The sequence below is a fragment of the Kitasatospora sp. NPDC127111 genome, assembly GCF_042677465.1.
In the GTDB taxonomy this organism is placed as follows: domain Bacteria; phylum Actinomycetota; class Actinomycetes; order Streptomycetales; family Streptomycetaceae; genus Kitasatospora.
The window spans coordinates 39,727-60,547 of the sequence record NZ_JBHXTG010000009.1 but is presented as its reverse complement, the minus strand read 5'-3'; the positions used below and the strand labels follow the sequence as shown (position 1 = coordinate 60,547).

General features: G+C 73.7%; 19 protein-coding genes. 11 read left to right on the top strand and 8 right to left on the bottom strand.

What is annotated here, in order from left to right:
* Nucleotides 1-91 precede the first annotated feature (91 nt).
* From ACFVHB_RS08405 to ACFVHB_RS08395, 3 genes are all read left to right on the top strand, one after another.
* Nucleotides 92-292, top strand: a complete 201-nt coding sequence (locus tag ACFVHB_RS08405; protein ID WP_380317089.1) for a hypothetical protein — start codon at nucleotides 92-94, stop codon at nucleotides 290-292.
* Nucleotides 293-669: 377 nt separating this feature from the next.
* A complete protein-coding gene (locus tag ACFVHB_RS08400; RefSeq protein ID WP_380317086.1) occupies nucleotides 670-3,063 on the top strand; it encodes a collagenase in 2,394 nt (797 codons plus the stop codon).
* A 124-nt stretch (nucleotides 3,064-3,187) separates the two neighbouring features.
* The gene (locus tag ACFVHB_RS08395) at nucleotides 3,188-3,457 is read left to right on the top strand and encodes a GlsB/YeaQ/YmgE family stress response membrane protein (RefSeq protein ID WP_380317083.1); all 270 of its coding nucleotides are present in this window, start codon (nucleotides 3,188-3,190) and stop codon (nucleotides 3,455-3,457) included.
* Nucleotides 3,458-3,470: 13 nt separating this feature from the next.
* On the opposite strand, the gene ACFVHB_RS08390 is transcribed toward ACFVHB_RS08395, so the two are convergent.
* Nucleotides 3,471-5,354, bottom strand: a complete 1,884-nt coding sequence (locus tag ACFVHB_RS08390; protein WP_380317080.1) for an amino acid transporter — start codon at nucleotides 5,352-5,354, stop codon at nucleotides 3,471-3,473.
* A 393-nt stretch (nucleotides 5,355-5,747) separates the two neighbouring features.
* Here ACFVHB_RS08390 and ACFVHB_RS08385 point away from each other — a divergent pair, with 393 nt between their 5' ends.
* Both ACFVHB_RS08385 and ACFVHB_RS08380 read left to right on the top strand, forming a co-directional pair.
* Nucleotides 5,748-6,488, top strand: a complete 741-nt coding sequence (locus ACFVHB_RS08385; protein WP_380317077.1) for a polyprenol monophosphomannose synthase — start codon at nucleotides 5,748-5,750, stop codon at nucleotides 6,486-6,488.
* Between the two features lie 141 nt (nucleotides 6,489-6,629).
* The gene (locus ACFVHB_RS08380; RefSeq protein ID WP_380317074.1) at nucleotides 6,630-7,910 is read left to right on the top strand and encodes an aromatic acid exporter family protein; all 1,281 of its coding nucleotides are present in this window, start codon (nucleotides 6,630-6,632) and stop codon (nucleotides 7,908-7,910) included.
* Nucleotides 7,911-7,935: 25 nt separating this feature from the next.
* Here ACFVHB_RS08380 and ACFVHB_RS08375 read toward each other — a convergent pair whose 3' ends face one another.
* The 5 genes from ACFVHB_RS08375 to ACFVHB_RS08355 form a co-directional block, all read right to left on the bottom strand.
* A complete protein-coding gene (locus ACFVHB_RS08375; RefSeq protein WP_380317071.1) occupies nucleotides 7,936-8,385 on the bottom strand; it encodes an SRPBCC domain-containing protein in 450 nt (149 codons plus the stop codon).
* A 4-nt stretch (nucleotides 8,386-8,389) separates the two neighbouring features.
* Complete coding sequence (locus ACFVHB_RS08370) at nucleotides 8,390-8,863, bottom strand: VOC family protein (RefSeq protein WP_380317068.1); 474 nt, start codon at nucleotides 8,861-8,863, stop codon at nucleotides 8,390-8,392.
* A 115-nt stretch (nucleotides 8,864-8,978) separates the two neighbouring features.
* Nucleotides 8,979-10,070, bottom strand: a complete 1,092-nt coding sequence (locus tag ACFVHB_RS08365) for an alkaline phosphatase family protein (protein WP_380317362.1) — start codon at nucleotides 10,068-10,070, stop codon at nucleotides 8,979-8,981.
* Entirely contained in the window at nucleotides 10,019-10,474 is a 456-nt protein-coding gene (locus ACFVHB_RS08360) for a hypothetical protein (RefSeq protein ID WP_380317370.1), read from the bottom strand. The genes ACFVHB_RS08365 and ACFVHB_RS08360 overlap by 52 nt, the downstream gene beginning before the upstream one ends.
* A gap of 330 nt (nucleotides 10,475-10,804) precedes the next feature.
* Entirely contained in the window at nucleotides 10,805-11,161 is a 357-nt protein-coding gene (locus ACFVHB_RS08355; protein WP_380317065.1) for a PRC-barrel domain-containing protein, read from the bottom strand.
* Between the two features lie 381 nt (nucleotides 11,162-11,542).
* Between ACFVHB_RS08355 and ACFVHB_RS08350 the strand changes: the two genes are divergently transcribed.
* From ACFVHB_RS08350 to ACFVHB_RS08340, 3 genes are all read left to right on the top strand, one after another.
* Nucleotides 11,543-12,358, top strand: coding sequence for an SAM-dependent methyltransferase (locus ACFVHB_RS08350; protein ID WP_380317359.1), 816 nt, complete (start codon nucleotides 11,543-11,545; stop codon nucleotides 12,356-12,358).
* Between the two features lie 84 nt (nucleotides 12,359-12,442).
* Nucleotides 12,443-13,168, top strand: coding sequence for a class I SAM-dependent methyltransferase (locus ACFVHB_RS08345; protein ID WP_380317057.1), 726 nt, complete (start codon nucleotides 12,443-12,445; stop codon nucleotides 13,166-13,168).
* Between the two features lie 55 nt (nucleotides 13,169-13,223).
* Complete coding sequence (locus tag ACFVHB_RS08340) at nucleotides 13,224-13,649, top strand: hypothetical protein (RefSeq protein ID WP_380317054.1); 426 nt, start codon at nucleotides 13,224-13,226, stop codon at nucleotides 13,647-13,649.
* 129 nt (nucleotides 13,650-13,778) lie between these two features.
* Here the strand turns inward: ACFVHB_RS08340 and ACFVHB_RS08335 are convergent, their stop codons facing one another.
* On the bottom strand, nucleotides 13,779-14,753 hold the full coding sequence (locus tag ACFVHB_RS08335; protein WP_380317051.1) for an N-acetylglucosamine kinase: 975 nt from the start codon (nucleotides 14,751-14,753) through the stop codon (nucleotides 13,779-13,781).
* 508 nt (nucleotides 14,754-15,261) lie between these two features.
* Entirely contained in the window at nucleotides 15,262-17,109 is a 1,848-nt protein-coding gene (gene dnaK, locus ACFVHB_RS08330; protein WP_380317048.1) for a molecular chaperone DnaK, read from the bottom strand.
* 377 nt (nucleotides 17,110-17,486) lie between these two features.
* Here dnaK and ACFVHB_RS08325 point away from each other — a divergent pair, with 377 nt between their 5' ends.
* From ACFVHB_RS08325 to ACFVHB_RS08315, 3 genes are all read left to right on the top strand, one after another.
* On the top strand, nucleotides 17,487-18,611 hold the full coding sequence (locus ACFVHB_RS08325) for a DegT/DnrJ/EryC1/StrS family aminotransferase (RefSeq protein ID WP_380317045.1): 1,125 nt from the start codon (nucleotides 17,487-17,489) through the stop codon (nucleotides 18,609-18,611).
* Nucleotides 18,612-18,701: 90 nt separating this feature from the next.
* Complete coding sequence (locus tag ACFVHB_RS08320) at nucleotides 18,702-19,709, top strand: NAD-dependent epimerase/dehydratase family protein (protein WP_380317042.1); 1,008 nt, start codon at nucleotides 18,702-18,704, stop codon at nucleotides 19,707-19,709.
* A 10-nt stretch (nucleotides 19,710-19,719) separates the two neighbouring features.
* Nucleotides 19,720-20,805 carry a hypothetical protein gene (locus tag ACFVHB_RS08315; RefSeq protein ID WP_380317039.1) on the top strand — a complete coding sequence of 362 codons (1,086 nt, stop codon included), beginning with the start codon at nucleotides 19,720-19,722 and terminating at the stop codon, nucleotides 20,803-20,805.
* Nucleotides 20,806-20,821 lie beyond the last annotated feature (16 nt).

Below are 20,821 nucleotides of genomic sequence, written 5' to 3'. Positions count from 1 at the left end.
GCCGGGCCTCGTTCGAGCCAGGAACGACCGGTCCGGGAACGACCGGTCCGGGAACGACCGGTCCGGGAACGTCCGATCCGGGGAACCACGCATGCGCTACGAGATCAGAGTCGCCGGCTGGATGTCGGACGTCCTGCGGCGCGAGGGATTCCCCGACCTGGAGAGCTGCCTCCTCGCGGGCGAGACCGTGCTGGTCGGCCACATCGTCGACGAGGCCCACCTGTACGGCCTGCTGGCCCGCTTCCAGGCGCTGGGCCTGCGGGTCACCGAGTTCCGGCAACTGGTGGAATGAGGGCGCTGCCGGACTGACGCGAATTCACCCTCCCCCGGGCGGGGTGCGGAAAACGGCGGCTCCCACCCCTTGCGTGTGCAATTTCACATTACTATGTTACTGATCACGCCGACGGCAGCCGCGGACCCGGAACGCGGCCGCCGCCCCGGGCTGCCCAGCCACGCCTCCGACGGCGGAGATCCTCCCGCCCGGCACCGCCCCGCACCGCCCCGCACAGCACCGCGCACAGCACAGCCCCGCACAGCACAGCACCGCGCATGCACCGCCGGAGCCCCCTGTCCGGCTCCCGTGAAGCACCTTCACCCACCCCCACCCCGGCAGCCGCCGCCCGCGCCACCGTGTGCCCGGCCGGCCGCTGCCCCCTGCAAGGAGACCCGGTGTCATCCTCCCCCTCCGCACGTCGCATCCTGCTCGCGGCCGCGCTCGCCGCCGCCCTCACGCTGCCCGCGCTGCAGAGCGCCCAGGCCGCACCGTCCGCACCGGCGGCCCCCACCGCGCCCACCCCGGTGGCGCCCACGACGGCGCAGGACGTCCCCGAGCGGACCGCCTACGACGAGGTCGACCGCCTCGGCGACGCCGTCGCCGAGCCCGGCAGCGCCGCACCCGCCCCCGGCGGCGGCTCGCTGGGCGACTCCCTGATCCCCGGTCTGCTGGCCGACCAGCCCGGCGCCCCCGCCCCGACGGCCGATCAGATCGCCTCCGACACCGCCGGCACGGCCGCCCCGACCACCGCCGCCGGCGTCCCCTGCACCCTCGACGGCATGACCGGCCTCGGCCCCCAGCAGCTCGTCGCGTTCCTCACCGACCCCGCGGTCAGCGCGGACGGCTGCCTGAAGGGCATCCTGTGGACCTGGGACGCCCGCTTCGCCACCACCATGGACGACGCCCACGTGCGCGCCGTGGCCGACCGCGTCACCGAACTGTCCGCCACCGACGACGGCACCGGCTCCTCGCACCTCTACGAGCTGTGGACGTTCCTGCACGCGACCGTCTACCACGACTACGGCCACGGCGAGATCGACGTCACCGACGCCGACACGCTCGCCGCGATCCAGCGCGCCATCGACGCCTACACCGCGAGCGCCCACGCCTTCGACCTCACCGACCGGGCGGCCGCGATCCTGCGCGAGACGGCCATCACCGCCGGCAGCGACGGCCTGCGCCAGCGGAACCTCACCCTGGCCCGCCGGATCCTGTCCGTCCTCGCCCCGGGCACCACCGTCGCGGACAACGCCCAGTGGAGCAAGGCGGTGCTCCAGGCCCTCAACCTCAACTACCTGGGCATCCGCAACCAGGACCAGGCGTTCATGGCGGCCGTCGCCGCCGACCCCGGCTACCGCGCCACCGTCCGCGCCTTCGCCTCCTACGGCCACCTCAAGGGCACCAAGACCGCCTGGGCGGCCCGCGACGCGATGGCCGAGTACGGCCGCTTCGGCCAGATAGCCGCCCTGCGCGACGGCGTCGTCGCCGACCTCGGCCCGCTCCTCGACGCCACGAAGGCGACGTACGGCGAGTACTCCGACCCGTGGGCCAAGCTCATCGGCTGGGCCGCCTTCTACGGGGTCTGCGAGCAGTACGGCGTCTGCGTCAGCCAGCTGGAGGACCGGCTCTTCCCGCACACCTACCGCTACGACAACGGCGCCATCGAGGTCCGCACCGCGCTCGACAAGGCCACCGTCGACCAGATGTACTACGCCGGCAAGCAGGTGAAGAGCCAGTACTTCCGCGTCCTGGGCACCGACCAGCCGCTGGCCGGCGACACCAACACCACGCTGCACATCCACCTGTACTCGTCGCGCGCCGACTACGAGGTCTACCACCCGGTGCTGACCGGCTACGGCACCGCCAACGGCGGCATCTACATCGAGCGCGGCGCCACCTTCTACACCTACCAGCGCCGGGTGCCCCAGGACTCCCAGCTCACCCTGGAGGAGCTGTTCCGGCACGAGTACGTGCACTACCTCAACGGCCGCTGGGCCACCCCGGGCTACTTCAACGATCCGCGCTGGTACGCCGACAACATGACCACCGCGATGGACGAGGGCACCGCGGAGTTCTTCGACGGCGCCACCCGCGACCAGGGCATCCTGGTCCGCAAGTCCCTCGTCCGCAAGCTCGCCGCCGACGAGGCCAAGGGCATCCCCCGGCTGACCGTCGACCAGCTCATCCACGCCGGCTACGAGTCCACCCCGGCGTTCCACTTCTACAACTACGCCGGCACGTTCTTCGAGTTCCTCTGGCTCCGCCACCCGTCGCTGCTCCGCGAGATGTACGGCTACCAGCGCGCGGACGACCCGGCCGGCTTCAACGCCTGGCGCAACCGCGTCGGCGCGGACGCCGCCCTCCAGGCCGAGTACGACGCCTTCCTCGACGCCCGGATCGGCGAGGTCGACAAGCTCTACGTCCCGGTCACCACCTACACCCCCAACGAGCGGCTCGACCACGCCTGGCCGTCCGAGGTCCAGGACGCCATCGTCCGGGCCACCGGCGCCACCCCGTCCTGCAAGGACAACGGCGACTGGGACAACAAGCCGATGCGCTTCGTCTGCACCGGCCTCGTCACCGCCAACCTCACCGACGCCGGCAACCCCGACCAGGTCTTCAAGGACATGTCCGACACCGTCGACTACTTCATCCTCGGCCGCACGAAGAACGTCGCCGGCGCCAACAACCTCAACGACATGAACTGCTCCTTCGGCAAGGTCGAGATCTGGCCCGGCGGCCGGGGCGGTACCGCCGCCTACACCTGCGAGGGGCCGCTGCGCCGCTGATCCGGCCCGGCCGAGCCCGTGCCCCGGCGGGACACGGGCCGCCGGGGCACGGGCTGGTCTCCGACGTGCCGGAACGGGCGATCCGGGCGAGCATGGGACGACACACCTCAGGAGGTGGTCCGCGATGTTCCAGCTGCTCTGGATCCTGCTCATCGGATTCGTACTGGGTGTGCTGGCCAAGCTGATCCTGCGCGGCCCGCAGGCGATCCCGTGGTGGCTGACGATGCTGCTCGGCGCGGCCGGCGCCTGGCTGGGAAACGGGGTGGCCGGCTGGCTGGGGGTCGGGAGCACCCGCGGCATCGACTGGACCCGCCACGCGCTCCAGCTCGGCTTCGCCGTCGCCCTGGTCGCCCTCGTCGCCCCCGCCTGGAGCAGGTCCCGCCCGGGCAGATGACGTCACCGGCCGCTCAGCCGACGTGCACCCGCGGGCGGCGGCCGCGGTCCGGCTCGGCCTCGCGCAGCACCTCGCGGGTGACCGGCGCGACCTCGCCGTGCCCGAACAGGAAGAACCGCAGGAACTGGGCGAACGGATTGCCCTCGGTCCACTCGAAGTAGATGTGCGGCTGCTGCCCGGTCCGGTCCCGGACCGTCAGCAGCAGCGCCGCCAGCGCGTTCGGCACGCTGGAGCTCTCCAGCGAGAGCACCCGGTAGCGGTCGTGCAGCACCTCCCCGTGCACCCGCAGCACGGCCTCGAACTCCGAGGGGTCCCGCACGGTGACCTCGACGAAGACCAGGTCGTCCTCGGCCGGGATGTCGTTGTCCGCCCGGATCTGCCGCTTCTTCTCCTGGTACTCCACGAGGTCCCGGCTGTTCGGCTCGTTGGCGATCAGCCGGATCGGGCGGTGCGTGTAGTCGCGGACGAACCGCTCCGCCGCGTCGTCCAGGACGACGTCCGTGACCCGCAGTTCGAAGGCCCGCTTGAGCCGGGAGAGCAGCGAGAGCAGCATGATGCCGGCGATGAAGCAGGCGCCGATCTTGACGCCGTCCGGCCGCTCGGCGATGTTGACCGCCGTGGTGTAGAGGAAGACGGCCGCGATCACCGCGAAGCCGATGGTCCAGTTGCGCTGCCCGGCCGCGTGCGCGGCGATGGTGACGGCGATGGCCGCCGAGCTGATCAGCACCAGCACACCGGTCGCGTACGCGCCGCCCTGGGCGTCCACGCTCGCGTCGAAGATCCAGGTCACCAGGAAGGCGATGGCGGTCAGCACCAGGACGGTCGGGCGCACCGCGCGCGCCCAGTGCGGGGCCATGCCGTAACGGGGCAGGTAGCGGGGCATCAGGTTGAGCAGGCCGGCCATCGCCGAGGCCCCGGCGAACCAGAGGATGAGGATGGTGGAGAGGTCGTAGACGCTGCCGAAGGTGTTGCCCAGGTACTCGTGCGCCAGGTACGCGAGCGCCCGGCCGTTGGCCGGGCCGCCGGGCTCGAAGGCGGCCTTGGGGATGAGCAGGGTGGTGATGAAGCTGGTGGTGATCAGGAAGACGCTCATGATCAGGGCGGCGGTGGTGAGCAGCTTGCGGGCGCCGCGGATCCGGCCGGTCGGCTTCTCCTCGGTGTCCTCCGGGTCGCCCTCGATGTGCGGCATGACGGCGACGCCGGTCTCGAAGCCGGACAGGCCGAGCGCCAGCTTGGGGAAGACCACCAGGGCGACGCCGATCATGGCGATGGCGTTGCCGTGTTCCGCGGTGAGCGCGTCCGCCCAGTCCCCGACCAGGTGCGGGGACCGCAGCACCTCCCACAGCCCGGTGGCGACCACCACCACGTTCAGCGCGAGGTAGACGGCGACCAGGACGACGGCCAGGCCGATCGCCTCGCTGAAGCCCTTCAGGAAGACGCCGCCCAGCAGGGCGATCAGGACCAGGGTGATCAGCACCTGCCTGCCGGTGAGGGCGCTGCTCAGGTGCGGGTTCTCCACCAGGTGGGCGGTGGCGTCGGCGGCCGACAGGGTGATGGTGATCATGAAGTCGGTGGCGGCGAAGCCGAGCAGCGTCAGGACGAACAGCTTGCCCTTCCAGAACGACAGCAGCCGCTCCAGCATCGCGATCGAGCCCTCGCCGTGCGGCGACTCCTGCGCCACCCGCCGGTACACCGGCAGCGCCCCCAGCAGGGTGACGATCACCAGCACGATGGTCGCCACCGGCGACAGCAGGCCGGCCGCCAGGGCGGCGATGCCGGGCTGGTAGCCGAGGGTCGAGAAGTAGTCCAGGCCGGTCAGGCACATCACCCGCCACCAGCGCGCGCCCTGGTGCTCGACGGGCGCCTGCGCGTGCGGCCCGGGGTGCTGTTTCGCCATGTCGGTCAGGCCTTCGAGCAGCCACGCGCGGAAGCGCTGCCGGGCCGACGGGGCCGCCCCCGGAGCTCCCGTACCGGACGAAGCTGACGAGCCCACGCACACCCCTGTCCACGACGCCGGCCACCCGCCGCACGCGGCTCCGGACCACCCTGGCCGCCGGACGGACGGCCCGGTCAGGCTATGTGACGAGACCTCCGACGGGGCGGAGCACGGTGGGCGTGCCCCGGCGCGTCGCCCGCTCGGCGCCCTTCCCCGGGACGGCGGGTCCGGGCACGTACCAACGCGGTTAGACTCGCCCGACCGGAGTGGACAACAGAAGTGGACAACCGCCCGGCCGGGTGCGGGCGCCGACGCGGCGCGGGCACGGGCCGGGGATCACGCGAGGGACAGAACATGGTCGAGGCCTCCCCGAAGGTCGTTGTCGTCGTGCCCACGTACAACGAGCGGGAGAACCTCCCGGTCCTGGCCGGGCTGCTCGCCGGTCTCGGGCTGCCCGGGCTGCACCTGCTGGTCGTCGACGACAACTCGCCCGACGGCACCGGCGACGTCGCGGACAAGCTCGCGCTGGAATCCCCCGGCACCGTCGGCGTGCTGCACCGCACCGAGAAGGACGGCCTCGGCCGGGCGTACGTCGCGGGCATGACCCGGGCCCTGGAGGAGGGCGCCGACGTGGTGATCCAGATGGACGCCGACCTCTCGCACCCCGCCTCGGTGATCCCCCTGATGCTGGAGACCCTGCTGGCCGGCGACACCGCCGTGGTGCTCGGCTCCCGCTACGTCCCCGGCGGCTCCACCGCCGAGGAGTGGCCGTGGCACCGCAAGGCGCTGTCGGCCTGGGCCAACCTCTACGTCAACACGATCCTCGGCCTCGGCGTCCGGGACGCCACCGCCGGGTTCAAGGCCTGGCGGGCGGAGACCCTGCGGGCGATCGACCTGCCCTCGGTGCACAGCAACGGCTACTCGTTCCAGGTCGAGCTGAACCACCGCGTGGTCCAGCGGGGCCTGACCATCCGCGAGGTGCCGATCCGCTTCGAGGAGCGGGTCAAGGGCGCCTCGAAGATGAGCCTCGCGGTGCAGGTCGAGTCGGCGCTCGCGCCGTGGAAGCTGCTCCGCGGCGGACGCGGGCGGTCCTAGCCTCCGGACGGTCCTCCGGGCGGTCCCGCCCGCCGGGCACCGGCGCGCGGGACCCCGGGCACGGCCGGGCGCGGGGCTCTTTCGGGTAGCGGTCCGGCGGACGTGCGGTGGGAACGGCCGCCACGGGGAAAGAAGGGCGACATGGCCCTTCTCCCGGAGTCCCTCGCGACCGCGCTGCGCCGCGGCGCCCGAGAACCCTTCGTCGTCCAGACGATCCGGGCGACCGTGGCCGCCACCCTGTCGTACGCGGTGGCCACCCAGCTGAGCAGCGAGCCGGCCCCGCTGACCGCGCCGCTCACGGCCCTGCTGGTCGTCCAGGTCACCGTCTACTCGACGCTGACCACCAGCATCCGCCGGGTCAACTCGGTGGTCGTCGGGGTGCTGATCGCGATCGGGTTCAGCTCCGTCGTGGGGCTGTCCTGGTGGAGCCTCGGATTGATCATCCTGGCCTCGCTGACCATCGGGCGGTTCGTCCGGGTGGACGAGTTCGTCCAGGAGGTGGCGATCAGCGCGATGCTCATCCTGGGCGTCTCGCAGGTCACCTCGCAGGCCTGGGACCGGGTGCTGGAGACGCTGATCGGGGCCGTCGTCGGGCTGCTGTTCAACCTGCTGTTCGCGCCGCCGGTCTGGGTCGACACGGCCGGCGAGTCGATCGAGGACCTCGCCCGGCGCGCCCGCCACCTGCTGAACGGCATCGCCGAGGAGCTCGGCCGGCCCACCCCGGTGGCGCGCGCGGCCGAGCGCCTGCACGAGGCCCGCCGGCTCGACCAGGCCATCGCCGACGTGGACGGCGCCCTGCGGCAGGCCGAGGACAGCCTCCGGCTCAACCCGCGGATCAGCGAGGGGCTGCTCTCCCGGCTGGTGCTGCGCACCGGCCTGGACACGCTGGAGATCTGCGTCGTGGTGATCCGGGTGCTGGCCCGCTCGCTCACCGACCTGGCCAAGCGGCGCGCGCCGGGCGAACGGCTGTTCCCGGCCGAGGTCGCGGCGGAGCTGGAGGAGTTGCTGGAGCACGTCGGCGGGGCCCTGGTGAGCTTCGCGGTGCTGGTCACCACCCAGGTGAGGCGGAACGCCGAGGAGGCCGAGCGGCGGCTCACCTCCGAGCTGGCCTCCGCCTGGGCGAGCCGGGAGAACGTCGCCCAGCTGCTGCTGCGACAGGTGCAGGAGCACCCGGAGGCCTGGCAGCTGCACGGCGCGCTGCTCGCCGAGATCGACCGGATCCTGGACGAACTGGACCTCGAACACCGCGGCCGGCGGCTGATGGAGGAGCTGGACCGGGCGTCGGTGGCGAACCGGGAGCGGTTCTCCCGGTTCGCCTGGCTGCGCCGTCTCGCCCGCGGCGAGCGGCTGCGCGCCGGGCGGCTGCGGCCCGCCCGGCTCTGGCGCGGACGCCGGAACCGGCCGGGCGGGCGGGCCGGCTGACGGCCGCTGCGGGCCGTCCGGCCGGTCAGGGCATCGACCAGGGCTCCTGCGGGAGGGGCCGGCCGGTCTCCAGGTAGGTCTTCAGGTTGGAGAGCACGGCCGACCAGCCGGCCTCCGCCTCGCTGCGCTCGGCCTCGTCCGCCAGGTCGGTGTGGGTGACGGTGAGCCGGGTGAGGTCGCGGTACCCCTGGATCTCGAAGGTCACCCGCGAGGGTCCGCCCGGGCGCCGCTCGTCCGGCCCGGCCCAGGTGGTGACCAGGCGGTGCGGACGGTCGGCGGCCTCGACGGTGCCCACCACGTCGGCGATGCCGGAGTCGTCCTTGCGCTGGTGCTCCCAGCGGGCACCCGGGAGCCAGGTGGAGACGTTGCGGTGGCCCCAGTAGACGCCGGATTCGTCGGCGTTGGTGAGGGCGTGCCAGACGTGCTCGGGGGTGGCGTGCACGTAGACGATCGCGCGGTAGCTGGTCTCGGTCACGGCGTCACCCGCGCGCGGCGTCGAGCAGCGGCTGGATCTCCAGCTTCCCCATGCGCAGCATCGCCGCCATGACGCGGTCGGCCTTGGCCCGGTCCGGGTCCGCGATCAGTTCGAGCAGGACGTGGGGGGTCACTTGCCAGGAGAGGCCGAAGCGGTCCTTGAGCCAGCCGCACGGGCCCTCCTCGCCCCCGCCCGCGGTGAGCCCGGCCCAGAGCCGGTCCACCTCCTGCTGGTCCTCGCAGTCCACCTGGAGCGAGACGGCCTCGGTGAACGTGAACTCGGGGCCGCCGTTGAGGGCGGTGAAGCGCCGGCCGTCGAGTTCGAACTCGACGGTCATCACGCTCCCCGCCTCGCCGGGGCCGACCTCGCCGTAGTGGGTGGTGCCGGTGATCCGGGAGTTGGGGAACAGCGAGGTGTAGAAGGCGGCGGCCTCTTCGGCCTGGTCGTCGTACCAGAGGAAGGTGCTGATCTTCTGCATGGCCCGACGGTAGCGGCGGGGTCGCGCCGGACGGCCGAGCCACGGCCGGGGGTCACCAGTTCGGCGCCCCCTCGCCGCGCCCGGCCGCGTGCGGCCCGCGGGTGCCGGCTCGGGGTCAGTGCACCCAGCCGGCGTAGCGCTGGGTGAAGCGCAGCCCGGTGGCGGCCGTCACGACGACGTCGTAGCGGCCCTGGCGGTCCAGCGGCCAGGCCAGGTCGACCCGCTTGCCGGGCTTGACCCGGACCGTCTGCGCGGTGCCGGCGAAGTCGTTGGGCGCGGCGGCGAAGGCCACCTCCGTCATGCCGTCGTTGACCAGTTGGAGGGTGAGCCGGGAGGAGCCGCTCAGGTCGGCCGTCACGATCGGCACGCCGATGTCGTTCTGGCCGTCACGGCCGTCGCGGATCACCGTGCCGGCGAAGCGGCGGACGAAGCCGTCCGGGCCGTGGACGGTGAAGTCGTAGCGGCCGTTGGTCCTGGCGGCCTCCCAGACGTAGCTCGCGGTGGCGCCCGGGGCGACGGTGAACGGGGTGCCCGCGAACGGGAGCAGGATGTTCGGGTAGACGGTGTAGGGGAAGGCCACCGTGCCGTCGTTGGCCATGGTGCAGGTGACCCGGCCGGTCCTCCGGTCCACGTCGACGTCGGCCCAGGGCTGGTACGGCAGGGGGCGGTGCGGGCGCTCGCCGCGCTCCTGGACGGGCATCGACTGGGCGCCGACGGCGGGGAGTTGGACGGCCGGGAGCTTGGTCCCGGCGTCGGCCCGGGCCATCAGGGCACCGGTGTCCGGGAGCCGCGGTATCGAGTGGTCGGGGGCGGCGAAGTCGAAGCAGCTGGTGAGGTCGCCGCAGACGGCCCGGCGCCACGCCGAGATGTTGGGCTCGGCGACGCCGGTGACCTGCTCCATGAAGCGCAGCACGGAAGTGGGGTCGAAGACCTGGGAGTTGACCCAACCACCGCGGGACCACGGCGAGATGACCCAGAGCGGGACGCGGTTGCCGAGGCCGATCGCCCGGCCCTGGGTGTACTCCTCGGGCGTGCCGGGTTCGGGCGTGGGCGGGACCATGTGGTCGAAGTAGCCGTCGTTCTCGTCGTACATCACCAGGAAGACGGTGTGCCGCCAGACCGCCGGGTTGGACATCAGCGACTGCAGCGCGGTGTTCACCCAGTGCGCGCCGTACGCCGGGCCGGCCTCCGGGTGCTCGGAGAACAGGTAGGGGGCGACCAGCCAGGAGATGGTGGGCAGGGTGCCGCGGCGCCCGGGGCGACGGCGGTGGCGGTGAGCGCGTCGACGGCGCTGTGCGGGCGGACCACGGCGGGCCCGGGGCGGAAGTCGAACGGCGCGGTCTGCGCGAGGATGCCGTAGCCGTCCTTGGCCAGCAGGTAGGCGGTGTACGGCCCGCCGGTGAGCGCCGAGGTGTCGAGCTGGACGTCGCCGGAGCCGCCCGGCGTGTACTTCCAGAGCAGGGAGCTGCCGTTGCCCGGTCGGCGGGTGCCGTCGTAGACGCCGACCCAGTTCTTGGTGTCGGGGGCGTCGGTCGTCCAGTGGAAGGTCAGCTTGTCGCCTTCGACGGGGTGGGCGGGCGTGGTGAGGGTCAGGGCGCTGCCGGTGGCCACGGTTGTCCTGTCCGCCGCGCTCGGGCAGGCGGGCCTGCCCCGTGCGGGAGGAGGGCGGGGCGGGCCGGCGCCGTCGGCGGCTGGTCACGGAGGGCGGGAGGGAGGCGCCCGCAGTTGGCTGTACAACTGCGGGCGGCCCCATTCATCCGGAGGTCAGCGACCTTGGCGTGAACGACGCATGACGGACTGTCGGGCGGTCCGGGAACTCCCGGGCGTGCGGAACCGCGCCGCCGGGCGCCGGGCGCGGCGAGCACGCCGGATTCCACCCGAACGGCGGAGTGACATCGTGGGCGAGGGCGTGGGCGCGGGGGCTTGGCGGCGCCGGGCGGGTCAGCGGCGGGCGAGCCGGCGCTCGCCGCCCGCGCCCGGGGCGTACGGGAGCCCGTAGTGCGCGAAGACCGCCGGCTCCTCCTCGGCCGGCAGGACGCCGTCGGTGTCGATCGAGGGTGCCTGCTTGACCAGTGCCTTGGGGAACGCGACCCGCACGTAGCCAGGTCCCAGCACGGCGTCGTCCAACGGGACGAACACCAGCCGGCGCCGGGAGACCACGCCGACCGTGACGGTGGCGAAGAACGGCCGGTCGCTCACGGTCTCCACGTACACGGATTCGAGCGTGCCGATCCGACGGCCCTTCTCGTCGACCACGGCGTGGCCACGCCACTCCCTGATGTCCGCCGCACCGATCATCACGGCCTCCCATCGCCGGCCGACGCGTCCCGGTCCGTCCCGGCCTGGCCCGCCTGTCCTGGTGGTGGTGTCCGGGAACTTCCATGGTGCTCCGCTCCGGGCCGCTCCGCCCGGCGGGGCGCGGGCATCCGGGTCGCACGGGCGTCCGGATCGTACGGGCCCGGAATCGGGCGGCCGACACCGGACGGCGGGTCCGCGAGGGCACCGGCGAACCGGCCGAACGGGCAGGAATCCGGTCATTGCCCGGCAAGAGGGGGTGAGCCGACCCCCAGCCCCCGGGGGCCGGGCCGGGCGTCTAGGCTGTCCGCGGAGAACGTCGGACGGATCATCAGATCGGCCGCGGGTCACCAACGGGCGGAGGCGGCAGTGGGCTACGACAGCATGTGGGAGCCCGGCGACGCCACCGTCGCCGCCGACCTGCGGCCCGAGATCCCCCACCCGGCCCGGATGTACGACTACTACCTCGGCGGGAAGGACAACTTCCCCGCCGACCGCGAGGCCGCCGAGCGCGCCCTGGCCGCCAACCCGGAGTTCCGCTCCACCGCCCGCGCCAACCGGGCCTTCCTGCGCCGGGCCGTCCGGCACGTCGCCGGCCTCGGCCTCGACCAGTTCCTCGACATCGGCACCGGCATACCCACCGCCGGCAACACCCACGAGATCGCCCAGTCCGTGGACCCGCGCGCCCGGGTCGTCTACGTCGACAACGACCCGATCGTGCTCTCCCACGCCCGCGCCCTGATGGCCGGGACGGCCGTCGGCCGCACCACCGTGATCCAGGCCGACCTGCGCGACCCGGCCGGCGTCCTGGCCGCCGCCGACGCCGAGCGACTCCTCGACTTCGACCGCCCGGTGGCCCTGGTGCTCTGCGCCGTCCTGCACTTCCTCCGCGACGAGGACGATCCGGGCAAGGTGGTGCGGGAACTCCTCGCCGCCCTCGCCCCCGGCAGCCACCTGATCCTCTCCCACGGCACCGCGGACTTCATCCCCGCCGAGGTCCGCGACCGCGTCACCGGTGTCTACGACAAGGCCACCGCCCCCCTCGTCGGCCGCACCCGCGACCAGGTCCGGGCCCTCCTCGACGGCCTCGACGTCCTCCACCCGGGCGTGGTCACCGTCCCCCTCTGGCGCCCCGACGCCACCCCCGCCCCCGGCGCCGACCGGGTCAGCATGTACGGGGCCGTGGCCCGCCAGCCCTGAGGCCGGTGAAGCCGCCGCTCCGGGAGACGGCAGCCGACCGGCCGTCACCCCTCCCCACTTTCCTCCCTCCCCACCTTCGGACACATGGCTGACGAGATCTTCGGAGACCCGCGGCTGGCGGCGATCCACGACCCGCTCGATCCGGATCGCACCGACCTCCACACCTATCTCGACCTCGCCCGGCAGCTCCGCGCGCAACGGGTGCTGGACATCGGGTGCGGCACCGGCGTCTTCGCGCTCCTGCTGGCCGACCGTGGGGTCGAGGTGGTCGGCGTCGATCCCGCCCGAGCCTCCCTCGACGTGGCCAGGGCGAAGCCGGGCGGCGAACGCGTGCGCTGGATCCACGGTGACGCGACCGTGCTTCCACCACTGCGGGTGGACCTCGTCACCATGACCGCGAACGTCGCGCAGGCGATCGTCGACCCGGACGCGTGGCGGCACACGCTGGCCAGGGCTCACGAGGCGCTGCGCCCGGGCGGGCACCTGGCCTTCGAGACCAGGAACCCGGCTGCGCGCGCCTGGGAGACCTGGAACCGCGCGGCCTCGCACCGGGTCACCGAGATCCCGGACGTCGGCGCGGTCGAGAGCTGGGTCGACCTGGTCGAGGTGAGCCCACCGCTCGTCACGTTCCGCTGGAACCACGTCTTCGCCACGGACGGCCAGCACCTCACCTCCGACTCGACCCTGCGCTTCCGGGAACGTCGGGAGGTCGAGGCCGACCTGACGGCGCAGGGCTACCGACTGCAGGAGGTCCGCGACGCACCCGACCGCCCGGGCAAGGAGTTCGTCTTCCTCGCGCGCCGCCCCTGACCTCACGTGCTCCCCCAATGCGGGGAGCCAGGTCCGACGATGAGGAGGAGAAACGATGATCAGCCAGGGAGTGGACGTCACCACGCGCTGCGAGGGCTGCGGCGGCGTGTTCGTCCTCAACACCGGCCAGTTCATCCGCGAAGGACGCCTGTGGTGGGGCAGCGAGGGACACTGCCGGGACTGTCGCACCGCCTGGTGCGAGGAGGACAGCGGCGACGCGTCTCCGGAGGGCATCCGCCAGGCCCTCCTGGCCGAACACGGCCCGGCCCGGCTCCGGCTGACGGAGACCGAGCCGAGCCCGGTGCCCGTCCTGCGCGCCCTCCGCGAGGTGCACGGCCGCCTGGCGCTGCCACAAGCACGAGCCATGGCCGACGAGTTGAGAACGACCGGCCTGGTGGGGACGCGCGTCGAGATGGAACTCCTGGCCGCCCGGCTCCGACACCATTCCGTCCGAGCGACGGTCGAGCCGTCATCGAACTGACCGCCCGGACCTACCGGGAGCGGTTCGCTGTAGGCGGCCCGAGACCGAACCATCACACCTTCCCCACCAACCACCCGCAGAGGAAGTCGGCCCGATCGACTTCCTGTGCGGCGGGCAGGGGTCGAGGTGTCACGCCGGGTCGGGGTGGTGGAGGTCGAGGAGCGGGGGGTCGAGGGGCCAGGGGAAGGGGTCGGCGGCGGCGAGGCGGAGGGAGCCGAGGAGGGGCGGGCCGTCCGGGTGGTGGAGGCGGGCGGCGGGGAGGCGGGCGGAGAGTGCGGCCTCGGTGGCCGATCGCAGGCTCGGCAGGTTGAACAGGCCTCCGGTCAGTGCGAGTCGGGGCCCGGTCAGGCCGGCGGCGGTGGCGGCGGCCGTCGCGGTGACGGCGATCTCCTCGCCGGCCCGCCGTACGATCGCCCCGGCCACCCGACAACCCGCGCCGGCCGCCTCCGCCACGTCGGGTGCGAAGGCCGCGAGCAGGCCGGCCCGGTCGGGGCGCGGCTGGAGGGCGGCGGGCAGGCCGGTCACCGGGCCGTAACGGCGCTCGGCCAGGTCCAGGAGCGCGGGCGAGCCCCCGGCGCGGCCGTCGTACGCGCGCAGCGCCGCCTCCAGGCCCGCCCGGCCGATCCAGCCGCCGCTGCCGCAGTCGCCCAGCAGTTGGCCCCAGCCGTCGGCCCGGCGCCAGCCCGCGTCCGGGCTGTACCCGATCGCGACCAGTCCGGTGCCGCCCGCGACCGTGACGCCTGCACGGGCGCCGAGGGCGCCCACATGGGCGGCGATGGCGTCGCCGGCCAGGACCAGCCGCCGCGCCCCGGTGGCCCGGACCAGCGGGCCGGGCAGTTTGGCGGCGAGGTCGCGGCCGAGCAGCGCCATGCCGGTGGCGCCGACGGCCACCGCGGCGACGCGCGCCCCGGGTGGCAGGTCGGCGGCCAGTGCCTCCAGGGCGGGGAGCAGCCGGCCGAGCAGCGCGTCGGCGTCATGGCCGGAGGCGACGATCCGCGCGGGGGCGGGGAGTTCGCGGGTCCGCGCGGCACGGAGGTCGTCGCACTGCTCGGCCGGTGCGAGGGCCAGCCGCACCCCCGTGCCGCCCACGTCGATGCCGACCACCCACGCACCACCCGCCGGGGCACGGGCGGGCCGGCCCGACGCCGCCTCCGGTGCGGTGGAGTCCGGTCCGGGCGCGGGGATCGCGGAGTCGGGTGCGACGGACGCGGGCACTCCCCCCGTAGCCGACGGTCGGTCCACCGCGGTTCCTCCCCCTCGATGTCGCTACTCCCGGCCGGGAAGAATTCTGCAGCAGAATCCCCCGGATGTGCTCGAAGCACGCCTCGCCCCGAGCGGGCCAGCGACTCCGCGGCAGCCGCGGGCCGGCACCCTGCGGCGCGGTCGGCATGGGAGGGGGCCTCACCGACTGCCGACGCCCTGAGCGAGCTCGAAGGAGTGCCCGTCCGATACACCTTCGGCTGGGTGAGCCGCTCGGTCCGGAATGTGGACGCCGCTCTCGACGTCCTGCTCGGCGCTCTCGGCATCGGCCGCGACGCACTGGCGTTCCGCGGCAGCGTCGAGGCGGGCTTCGTCCCCTGCAACGGCTGGACGGGACAGCGGCCCGGGCGGGTCAGGTGTTGGGGTTCTTCGGTTTTTCGTCGTCCACGATTTCGGCGTCGACGACGTCTTCGTCGGGCGGGGTGGCGTCGGTGGGGGTGGGGTCGGTGGGGGGCTGGGCGGCGTAGAGGGCGGTGCCGATCTTCTGGGCGATGAGCGCGGCGTGGTCCAGGGCGGTGCGGATCGCGGCGGTGTCCTCGCCCTTGAGCTTGTCCTTCAGGTCGGTGAGTGCCGTCTCCACCTCCGTCCTGACCTCGGCGGGGACCTTGTCGGGGTTCTCGGCGAGGAGCCGCTCGGTCGAGTAGACGAGCTGCTCGGCCTGGTTGCGGGTCTCGGCGGCCTCCTTGCGCCGGCGGTCCTCCTCGGCGTGCTGTTCGGCGTCGCGCATCATCCGCTGGATGTCGTCCTTCGGCAGCGCGGAGCCGCCGGTGACGGTCATCTTCTGTTCCCGGCCGGTGCCGAGGTCCTTCGCCGCGACGTGCATGATGCCGTTGGCGTCGATGTCGAAGGTGACCTCGATCTGCGGCAGCCCGCGCGGCGCGGGCGGCAGGCCGGTGAGCTCGAACATGCCGAGCTTCTTGTTGTACGCCGCGATCTCGCGCTCGCCCTGGTAGACCTGGATCTGGACCGACGGCTGGTTGTCCTCGGCCGTGGTGAAGATCTCCGAGCGCTTGGTCGGGATGGTCGTGTTGCGCTCGATCAGCTTGGTCATGATGCCGCCCTTGGTCTCGATGCCGAGGGACAGCGGGGTGACGTCGAGCAGCAGGACGTCCTTGACCTCGCCCTTCAGCACGCCGGCCTGGAGCGAGGCGCCGACCGCCACCACCTCGTCCGGGTTGACGCCCTTGTGCGGGTCCTTGCCGGTGAGCGACCTGACGAGTTCGGTGACCGCCGGCATCCGGGTGGAACCGCCGACCAGGATCACGTGGTCGATGTCGGAGACCTCGATCCCGGCGTCCGCCACGGCCTGGTGGAAGGGGACCTTGCAGCGCTCCAGCAGGTCGGCGGTGAGCTGCTGGAACTGGGCGCGGGTGAGCTTCTCCTCCAGGTGCAGCGGCCCCTCGGGGGAGGCGCTGACGTAGGGCAGGTTGACGGTGGTCTCGGTCGCCGAGGAGAGCTCGATCTTGGCCTTCTCGGCGGCCTCGCGCAGCCGCTGGGCGGCCATCTTGTCCTTGGACAGGTCGATCCCGTAGCCGTTGTGGAACTGCCGCACGAGGTGGTCGACGACCTTCTGGTCCCAGTCGTCGCCGCCGAGGTGGGTGTCGCCGTTGGTGGACTTCACCTCGACGACCCCGTCGCCGATCTCCAGCAGGGAGACGTCGAAGGTGCCGCCGCCGAGGTCGAAGACCAGGATGGTCTGGTCGTTCTCCTTGTCCAGCCCGTACGCGAGCGCGGCGGCGGTCGGCTCGTTGACGATGCGCAGCACCCGCAGGCCGGCGATCTCGCCCGCCTCCTTGGTCGCGGTGCGCTGGGAGTCGTTGAAGTACGCCGGGACGGTGACGACGGCGTCGGTCACGTCCTCGCCCAGGTAGGCCTCGGCGTCGCGCTTCAGCTTCTGCAGCACGCGGGCGGAGATCTCCTGCGCGGTGTACCGCCGGCCGTCCACGTCACCGGCTTCGGGGAAGCGCCAGTTCGCGTCGCCGACGTGCCGTTTCACCGAGCGGGCCGTGCGGTCCACGTTGGTCACCGCCTGACGCTTGGCCACCTCGCCGACCAGCACCTCGCCGCCCTTGGCGAACGCCACCACCGACGGTGTGGTGCGCGCGCCCTCCGCGTTGGGGACGACGGCGGGTTCGCCGCCCTCCAGGACGCAGACGACCGAGTTGGTGGTGCCCAGATCGATTCCGACCGAGCGAACCATCGCGGACCTCCCTCGGGAGCGGCCCCGGCGGGCCGTACGGGTCGAGACGGACCGTGTCCATTGTCGCTCGGCCGCTGCGCCCGCGCCGTCGGGGCGCCGCCGCCGGTCGGTGCACCCGGCCGGTGCGCGGGACGGCGGAGCCGGCGGCTGCGGGTGGCGGCCCGGCGCGTCCTCCCGCGCCACACCGACACCTGGGACGGATGCGAACGACTTGCCCGGGGTCCAGGACGTGCGGGCCCGGATCACCCAGGCGGGCGGCGACGACGGGCCGGGGCCGCCCGGGCGAAGTAGCGTGATGTGCCTGGCCCGACCGTTTTGCCCGGTCCGACCGGAGACGACCCGCCCGATGCTGTGTTCCAGCCCGCCGAGGAGGCCCGATGGACGTGCCAGCCGCTCGCATCGTGTTCGACGAGAGCGACCGTTCGGCCGTCGCGGACGCGGTGACCGAGATCCTCGCGACCGGTGCGCTGACCCTCGGCCCCTGGACCGAGCGGTTCGAGCAGGCGTTCGCGGCCGAGCACGGCGCCTCGCACGCGGTCGCCGTCGCCAGTGGCACGGCGGCGCTGGAGATCGTCCTGCGCACCGTCGACGTCCGCGACCGCGACGTGGTCGTCCCCGCCGTGACCTTCTACGCGACCGCCGGCGCCATCGTGCACGCGGGCGGCCGACCGGTGATCGCCGACGTCGACCCGCGCACCCTCGCGCTCAGCCCCGCCACGCTCGAGGCCGCCCTCACCCCGGCGACCGCCGCCGTGGTGCTGGTGCACATCGGCGGCCTGATCACCCCCGAGGTGGACGACCTGCGCGCGGTCTGCGACCGCCGGGGCGTCCCGCTGGTCGAGGACGCCGCGCACGCCCACGGCAGCAGCTACGCCGGGCGCGCCGCCGGTACCTTCGGCCTGGCCGGTGCCTTCTCGTTCTACCCGACCAAGGTCACCACCAGCGGCGAGGGCGGCATGATCCTCACCGAGTCGGCCGAGCTGCGCGACGAGGCCCGGATCTACCGTGACCAGGGCAAGGGCGCGTTCACCACCAACCACCACGTCCGGTTCGGCGCCTCCTGGCGGATGAGCGAACTGAACGCCGCGGTCGGCACGGTGCACCTGCGGCGGCTCAAGGAGTTCGTCGAGACCAGGCGCCGGGTCGCCCAGCGGTACGACGCGGCGCTCGCCGGGCTCGACGGCCTGGAGCCGGTCACCGAGCCGGCCGGCTCGCGCGGCAACTACTACAAGTACGTGGCGCTGCTGCCCGCCGGAGTCGACCGGGCCGCGTTCAAGCGGGCGGTGGCCGAGGAGCACGGCGTCCGGCTGGCCGGGGAGGTGTACGACCTGCCGCTGCACCTGCAACCGGTGCTCGCCGACCACCGGCGAGGCCCGCTGCCGGTCGCCGAGGACGTCTGTGCCCGGCAGATCTGCCTGCCCGTGCACTCCGACATGACCGAGGACGAGACCGACCGGGTGATCGCGGCGGTCACCGCCGTCCACCGGCGGCTCGCGGGCTGAAGCCGGCGGGCGGCGTCCGCCCAGGAGGGCCCGGCCGGACCACCGGACCCGGGCAGGCCCGAGCCGGACAACCGGACAAGGAGAGAGAACGTGCGCATAGCCGTCACCGGGGGATGCGGATTCATCGGCTCACACGTCGTGGACCGGCTGCTGGCGGCCGGGCACGAGGTCCTGGCGGTGGATACCACCGACAAGTACCTCAACCCCGGCGCCGAGCACGCCCGGATCGACATCCTCGACCTCTCGGCCCTCACCGCCGCGCTGGACGGCAGCGAGGTGGTCTTCCACCTGGCCGCGATGGCCGACGTCGAACAGGTCGCCGCCGACCCGGTCGGGGCCGTCCGGGCCAACATCGACGGCACCGAGACCGTCCTGGAGGCCGCCCGGCGCAGCGGCCTCAGCCGCACCGTGCTGGCCAGCACGGTCTGGGTCTACGGCGCGGCGCTCACCGAGGCCGGCATGGCCGGCGCGGAGCAGGAGCTGGAGCTCGACGAGCACGTGCCGATCGAGCTGGAGCGCAGCGGGCACCTGTACGTCGCCACCAAGCTGGCCGCCGAGATGCTGGTGCACAGCTACCGGGAGCTGTACGGGCGGCACTTCACCATCCTGCGCTACGGCATCCCGTACGGGCCGCGGATGCGGGACGAACTGGTGGTCGCCCGGTTCGTGCAGGCGGCGCTGGCGGGACGGCCGATCACCATCGCGGGCGACGGCCGGCAGAGCCGCAACTTCGTCTACGTCGAGGACCTCGCGGACGCCCACGTCCGGGCTCTCTCCCCCGCCGCCGAGGACCAGACGTTCGCCCTGGAGGGCTCGACCGCGATCTCGGTGCGGGACATCGCCGACACCGTCGACCGGCTGCTGGGGCCGGTCAGCATCGAGCACATCGAGGCGCGGGCCGCCGACTTCACCGGGCGCCGCATCTCGGCCGCGCAGGCGAAGCGGCTGCTGGGGTGGTCACCGCGGACCAACTTCGCGGAGGGGGTGCGGCGGTACGCCGACTGGTACCGGGACGAGGCCGCCGCGGCGCCCGCGCCCAAGCCCTCGCCGAAGCCCGCGCCGAAGCCCGCGCCCAGGCCCGCGTCGGGCGCCTCCTGAGGCGGCGCCGGTGCCGCACGCGCTGCTGGTCTCCGGCTCGCTCGGCCAGGGCCACGACGTGATGGCCCAGGCCTGCGCGGACTCGCTGCGCGAGCGCGGCTGGACCACCGCCACGGTGGACGCCATGGCCCTGCTCGGGCAGCGCGCGGGCGCGGCCGGGGAGGCGGTCTTCCGCCGGCTGCTCGACCTGCCCGGGGTCTACGACGCCTTCCACTTCTCGGCCCTGCGGCCCGGTGCCCGGATCGCGCTGCTGGCGGACGCGGCGGCGCGCAGCCGGCTGGTGCCGGCCCTGCGGGCGCTGGTCGCGGAGCAGCGGCCGGAGCTGGTGGTGTCGGTGTTCGCCACCTCGACCTCGGCGGTGAACCGGCTGCGCGGGGACGGCGGGCCCGGCTTCCGCCACCTCGTCCTGTGCACCGACGTGACGCCGCACCGGCTCTGGGTGCAGGACGGCACCGACCTGTTCCTGGTCACCTCGGAGGTCGCGGCCTGCGCGGTGCGCCGCTACCGGCCGGACGCGGCGGTCGCCGTGCTGCCGGCGCCGCTGCGCGAACCGTTCTACCGCCCGCCCGGCCGGGCCGAGGCCAGGGCCGGGGCCGGGGTACCGCCGGACGCCCGGTGCGTGCTGCTGATGTCCGGTTCCTGGGGCCTCGGCCCGCTCGCCCGCGCGGCCGCCGACCTCGCCGACGCCGGCCCGCACGTGCTCGCCGTCGCCGGGCGCAACCGCGAGCTGGAGCGGCGCCTGCGGCGGGCCGCCGCGCGCCGGCCGAACCTGCACCCCTTCGGGTACACCGACCGGATCCCCGCGCTGATGGCCGCCGCCGACCTGGTGGTGACCAGCTCCGGCGACACCTGCAGCGAGGCGCGGGCGCTCGGCCGTCGGCTGCTCCTGCTGGACGTCGTCCAGGGCCACGGCCGGGACAACCTGCAGCACGAGCTGGAACTGGGGCACGCCGACGTGACCTCGGCCCGCCCGGCCGAGGTGGTCCGCAACGCACTCGCCGCGCTGGACCGTCCCTCGCCCGCCCCCTCCCCGGGTGCCTCCCCGGGCCCCTGGCGCACCGGCTTCGCCGCGGCCCTGGCCCGGGTGGGGCTCTGAGCGCCGGGAGAGCCGG

What these genes read in the sequence shown, in the direction of transcription:
- ACFVHB_RS08395 (WP_380317083.1), top strand. Translation starts at nt 3,188, where the DNA reads ATGTTCCAGCTGCTCTGGATCCTGCTCATCGGATTCGTACTGGGTGTG.
- ACFVHB_RS08325 (WP_380317045.1), top strand. Translation starts at nt 17,487, where the DNA reads ATGGACGTGCCAGCCGCTCGCATCGTGTTCGACGAGAGCGACCGTTCG.
- ACFVHB_RS08385 (WP_380317077.1), top strand. Translation starts at nt 5,748, where the DNA reads ATGGTCGAGGCCTCCCCGAAGGTCGTTGTCGTCGTGCCCACGTACAAC.
- ACFVHB_RS08355 (WP_380317065.1), bottom strand. Translation starts at nt 11,161, where the DNA reads ATGATCGGTGCGGCGGACATCAGGGAGTGGCGTGGCCACGCCGTGGTC.
- ACFVHB_RS08380 (WP_380317074.1), top strand. Translation starts at nt 6,630, where the DNA reads ATGGCCCTTCTCCCGGAGTCCCTCGCGACCGCGCTGCGCCGCGGCGCC.
- ACFVHB_RS08390 (WP_380317080.1), bottom strand. Translation starts at nt 5,354, where the DNA reads ATGGCGAAACAGCACCCCGGGCCGCACGCGCAGGCGCCCGTCGAGCAC.
- ACFVHB_RS08350 (WP_380317359.1), top strand. Translation starts at nt 11,543, where the DNA reads ATGTGGGAGCCCGGCGACGCCACCGTCGCCGCCGACCTGCGGCCCGAG.
- dnaK (WP_380317048.1), bottom strand. Translation starts at nt 17,109, where the DNA reads ATGGTTCGCTCGGTCGGAATCGATCTGGGCACCACCAACTCGGTCGTC.
- ACFVHB_RS08405 (WP_380317089.1), top strand. Translation starts at nt 92, where the DNA reads ATGCGCTACGAGATCAGAGTCGCCGGCTGGATGTCGGACGTCCTGCGG.
- ACFVHB_RS08345 (WP_380317057.1), top strand. Translation starts at nt 12,443, where the DNA reads ATGGCTGACGAGATCTTCGGAGACCCGCGGCTGGCGGCGATCCACGAC.
- ACFVHB_RS08370 (WP_380317068.1), bottom strand. Translation starts at nt 8,863, where the DNA reads ATGCAGAAGATCAGCACCTTCCTCTGGTACGACGACCAGGCCGAAGAG.
- ACFVHB_RS08340 (WP_380317054.1), top strand. Translation starts at nt 13,224, where the DNA reads ATGATCAGCCAGGGAGTGGACGTCACCACGCGCTGCGAGGGCTGCGGC.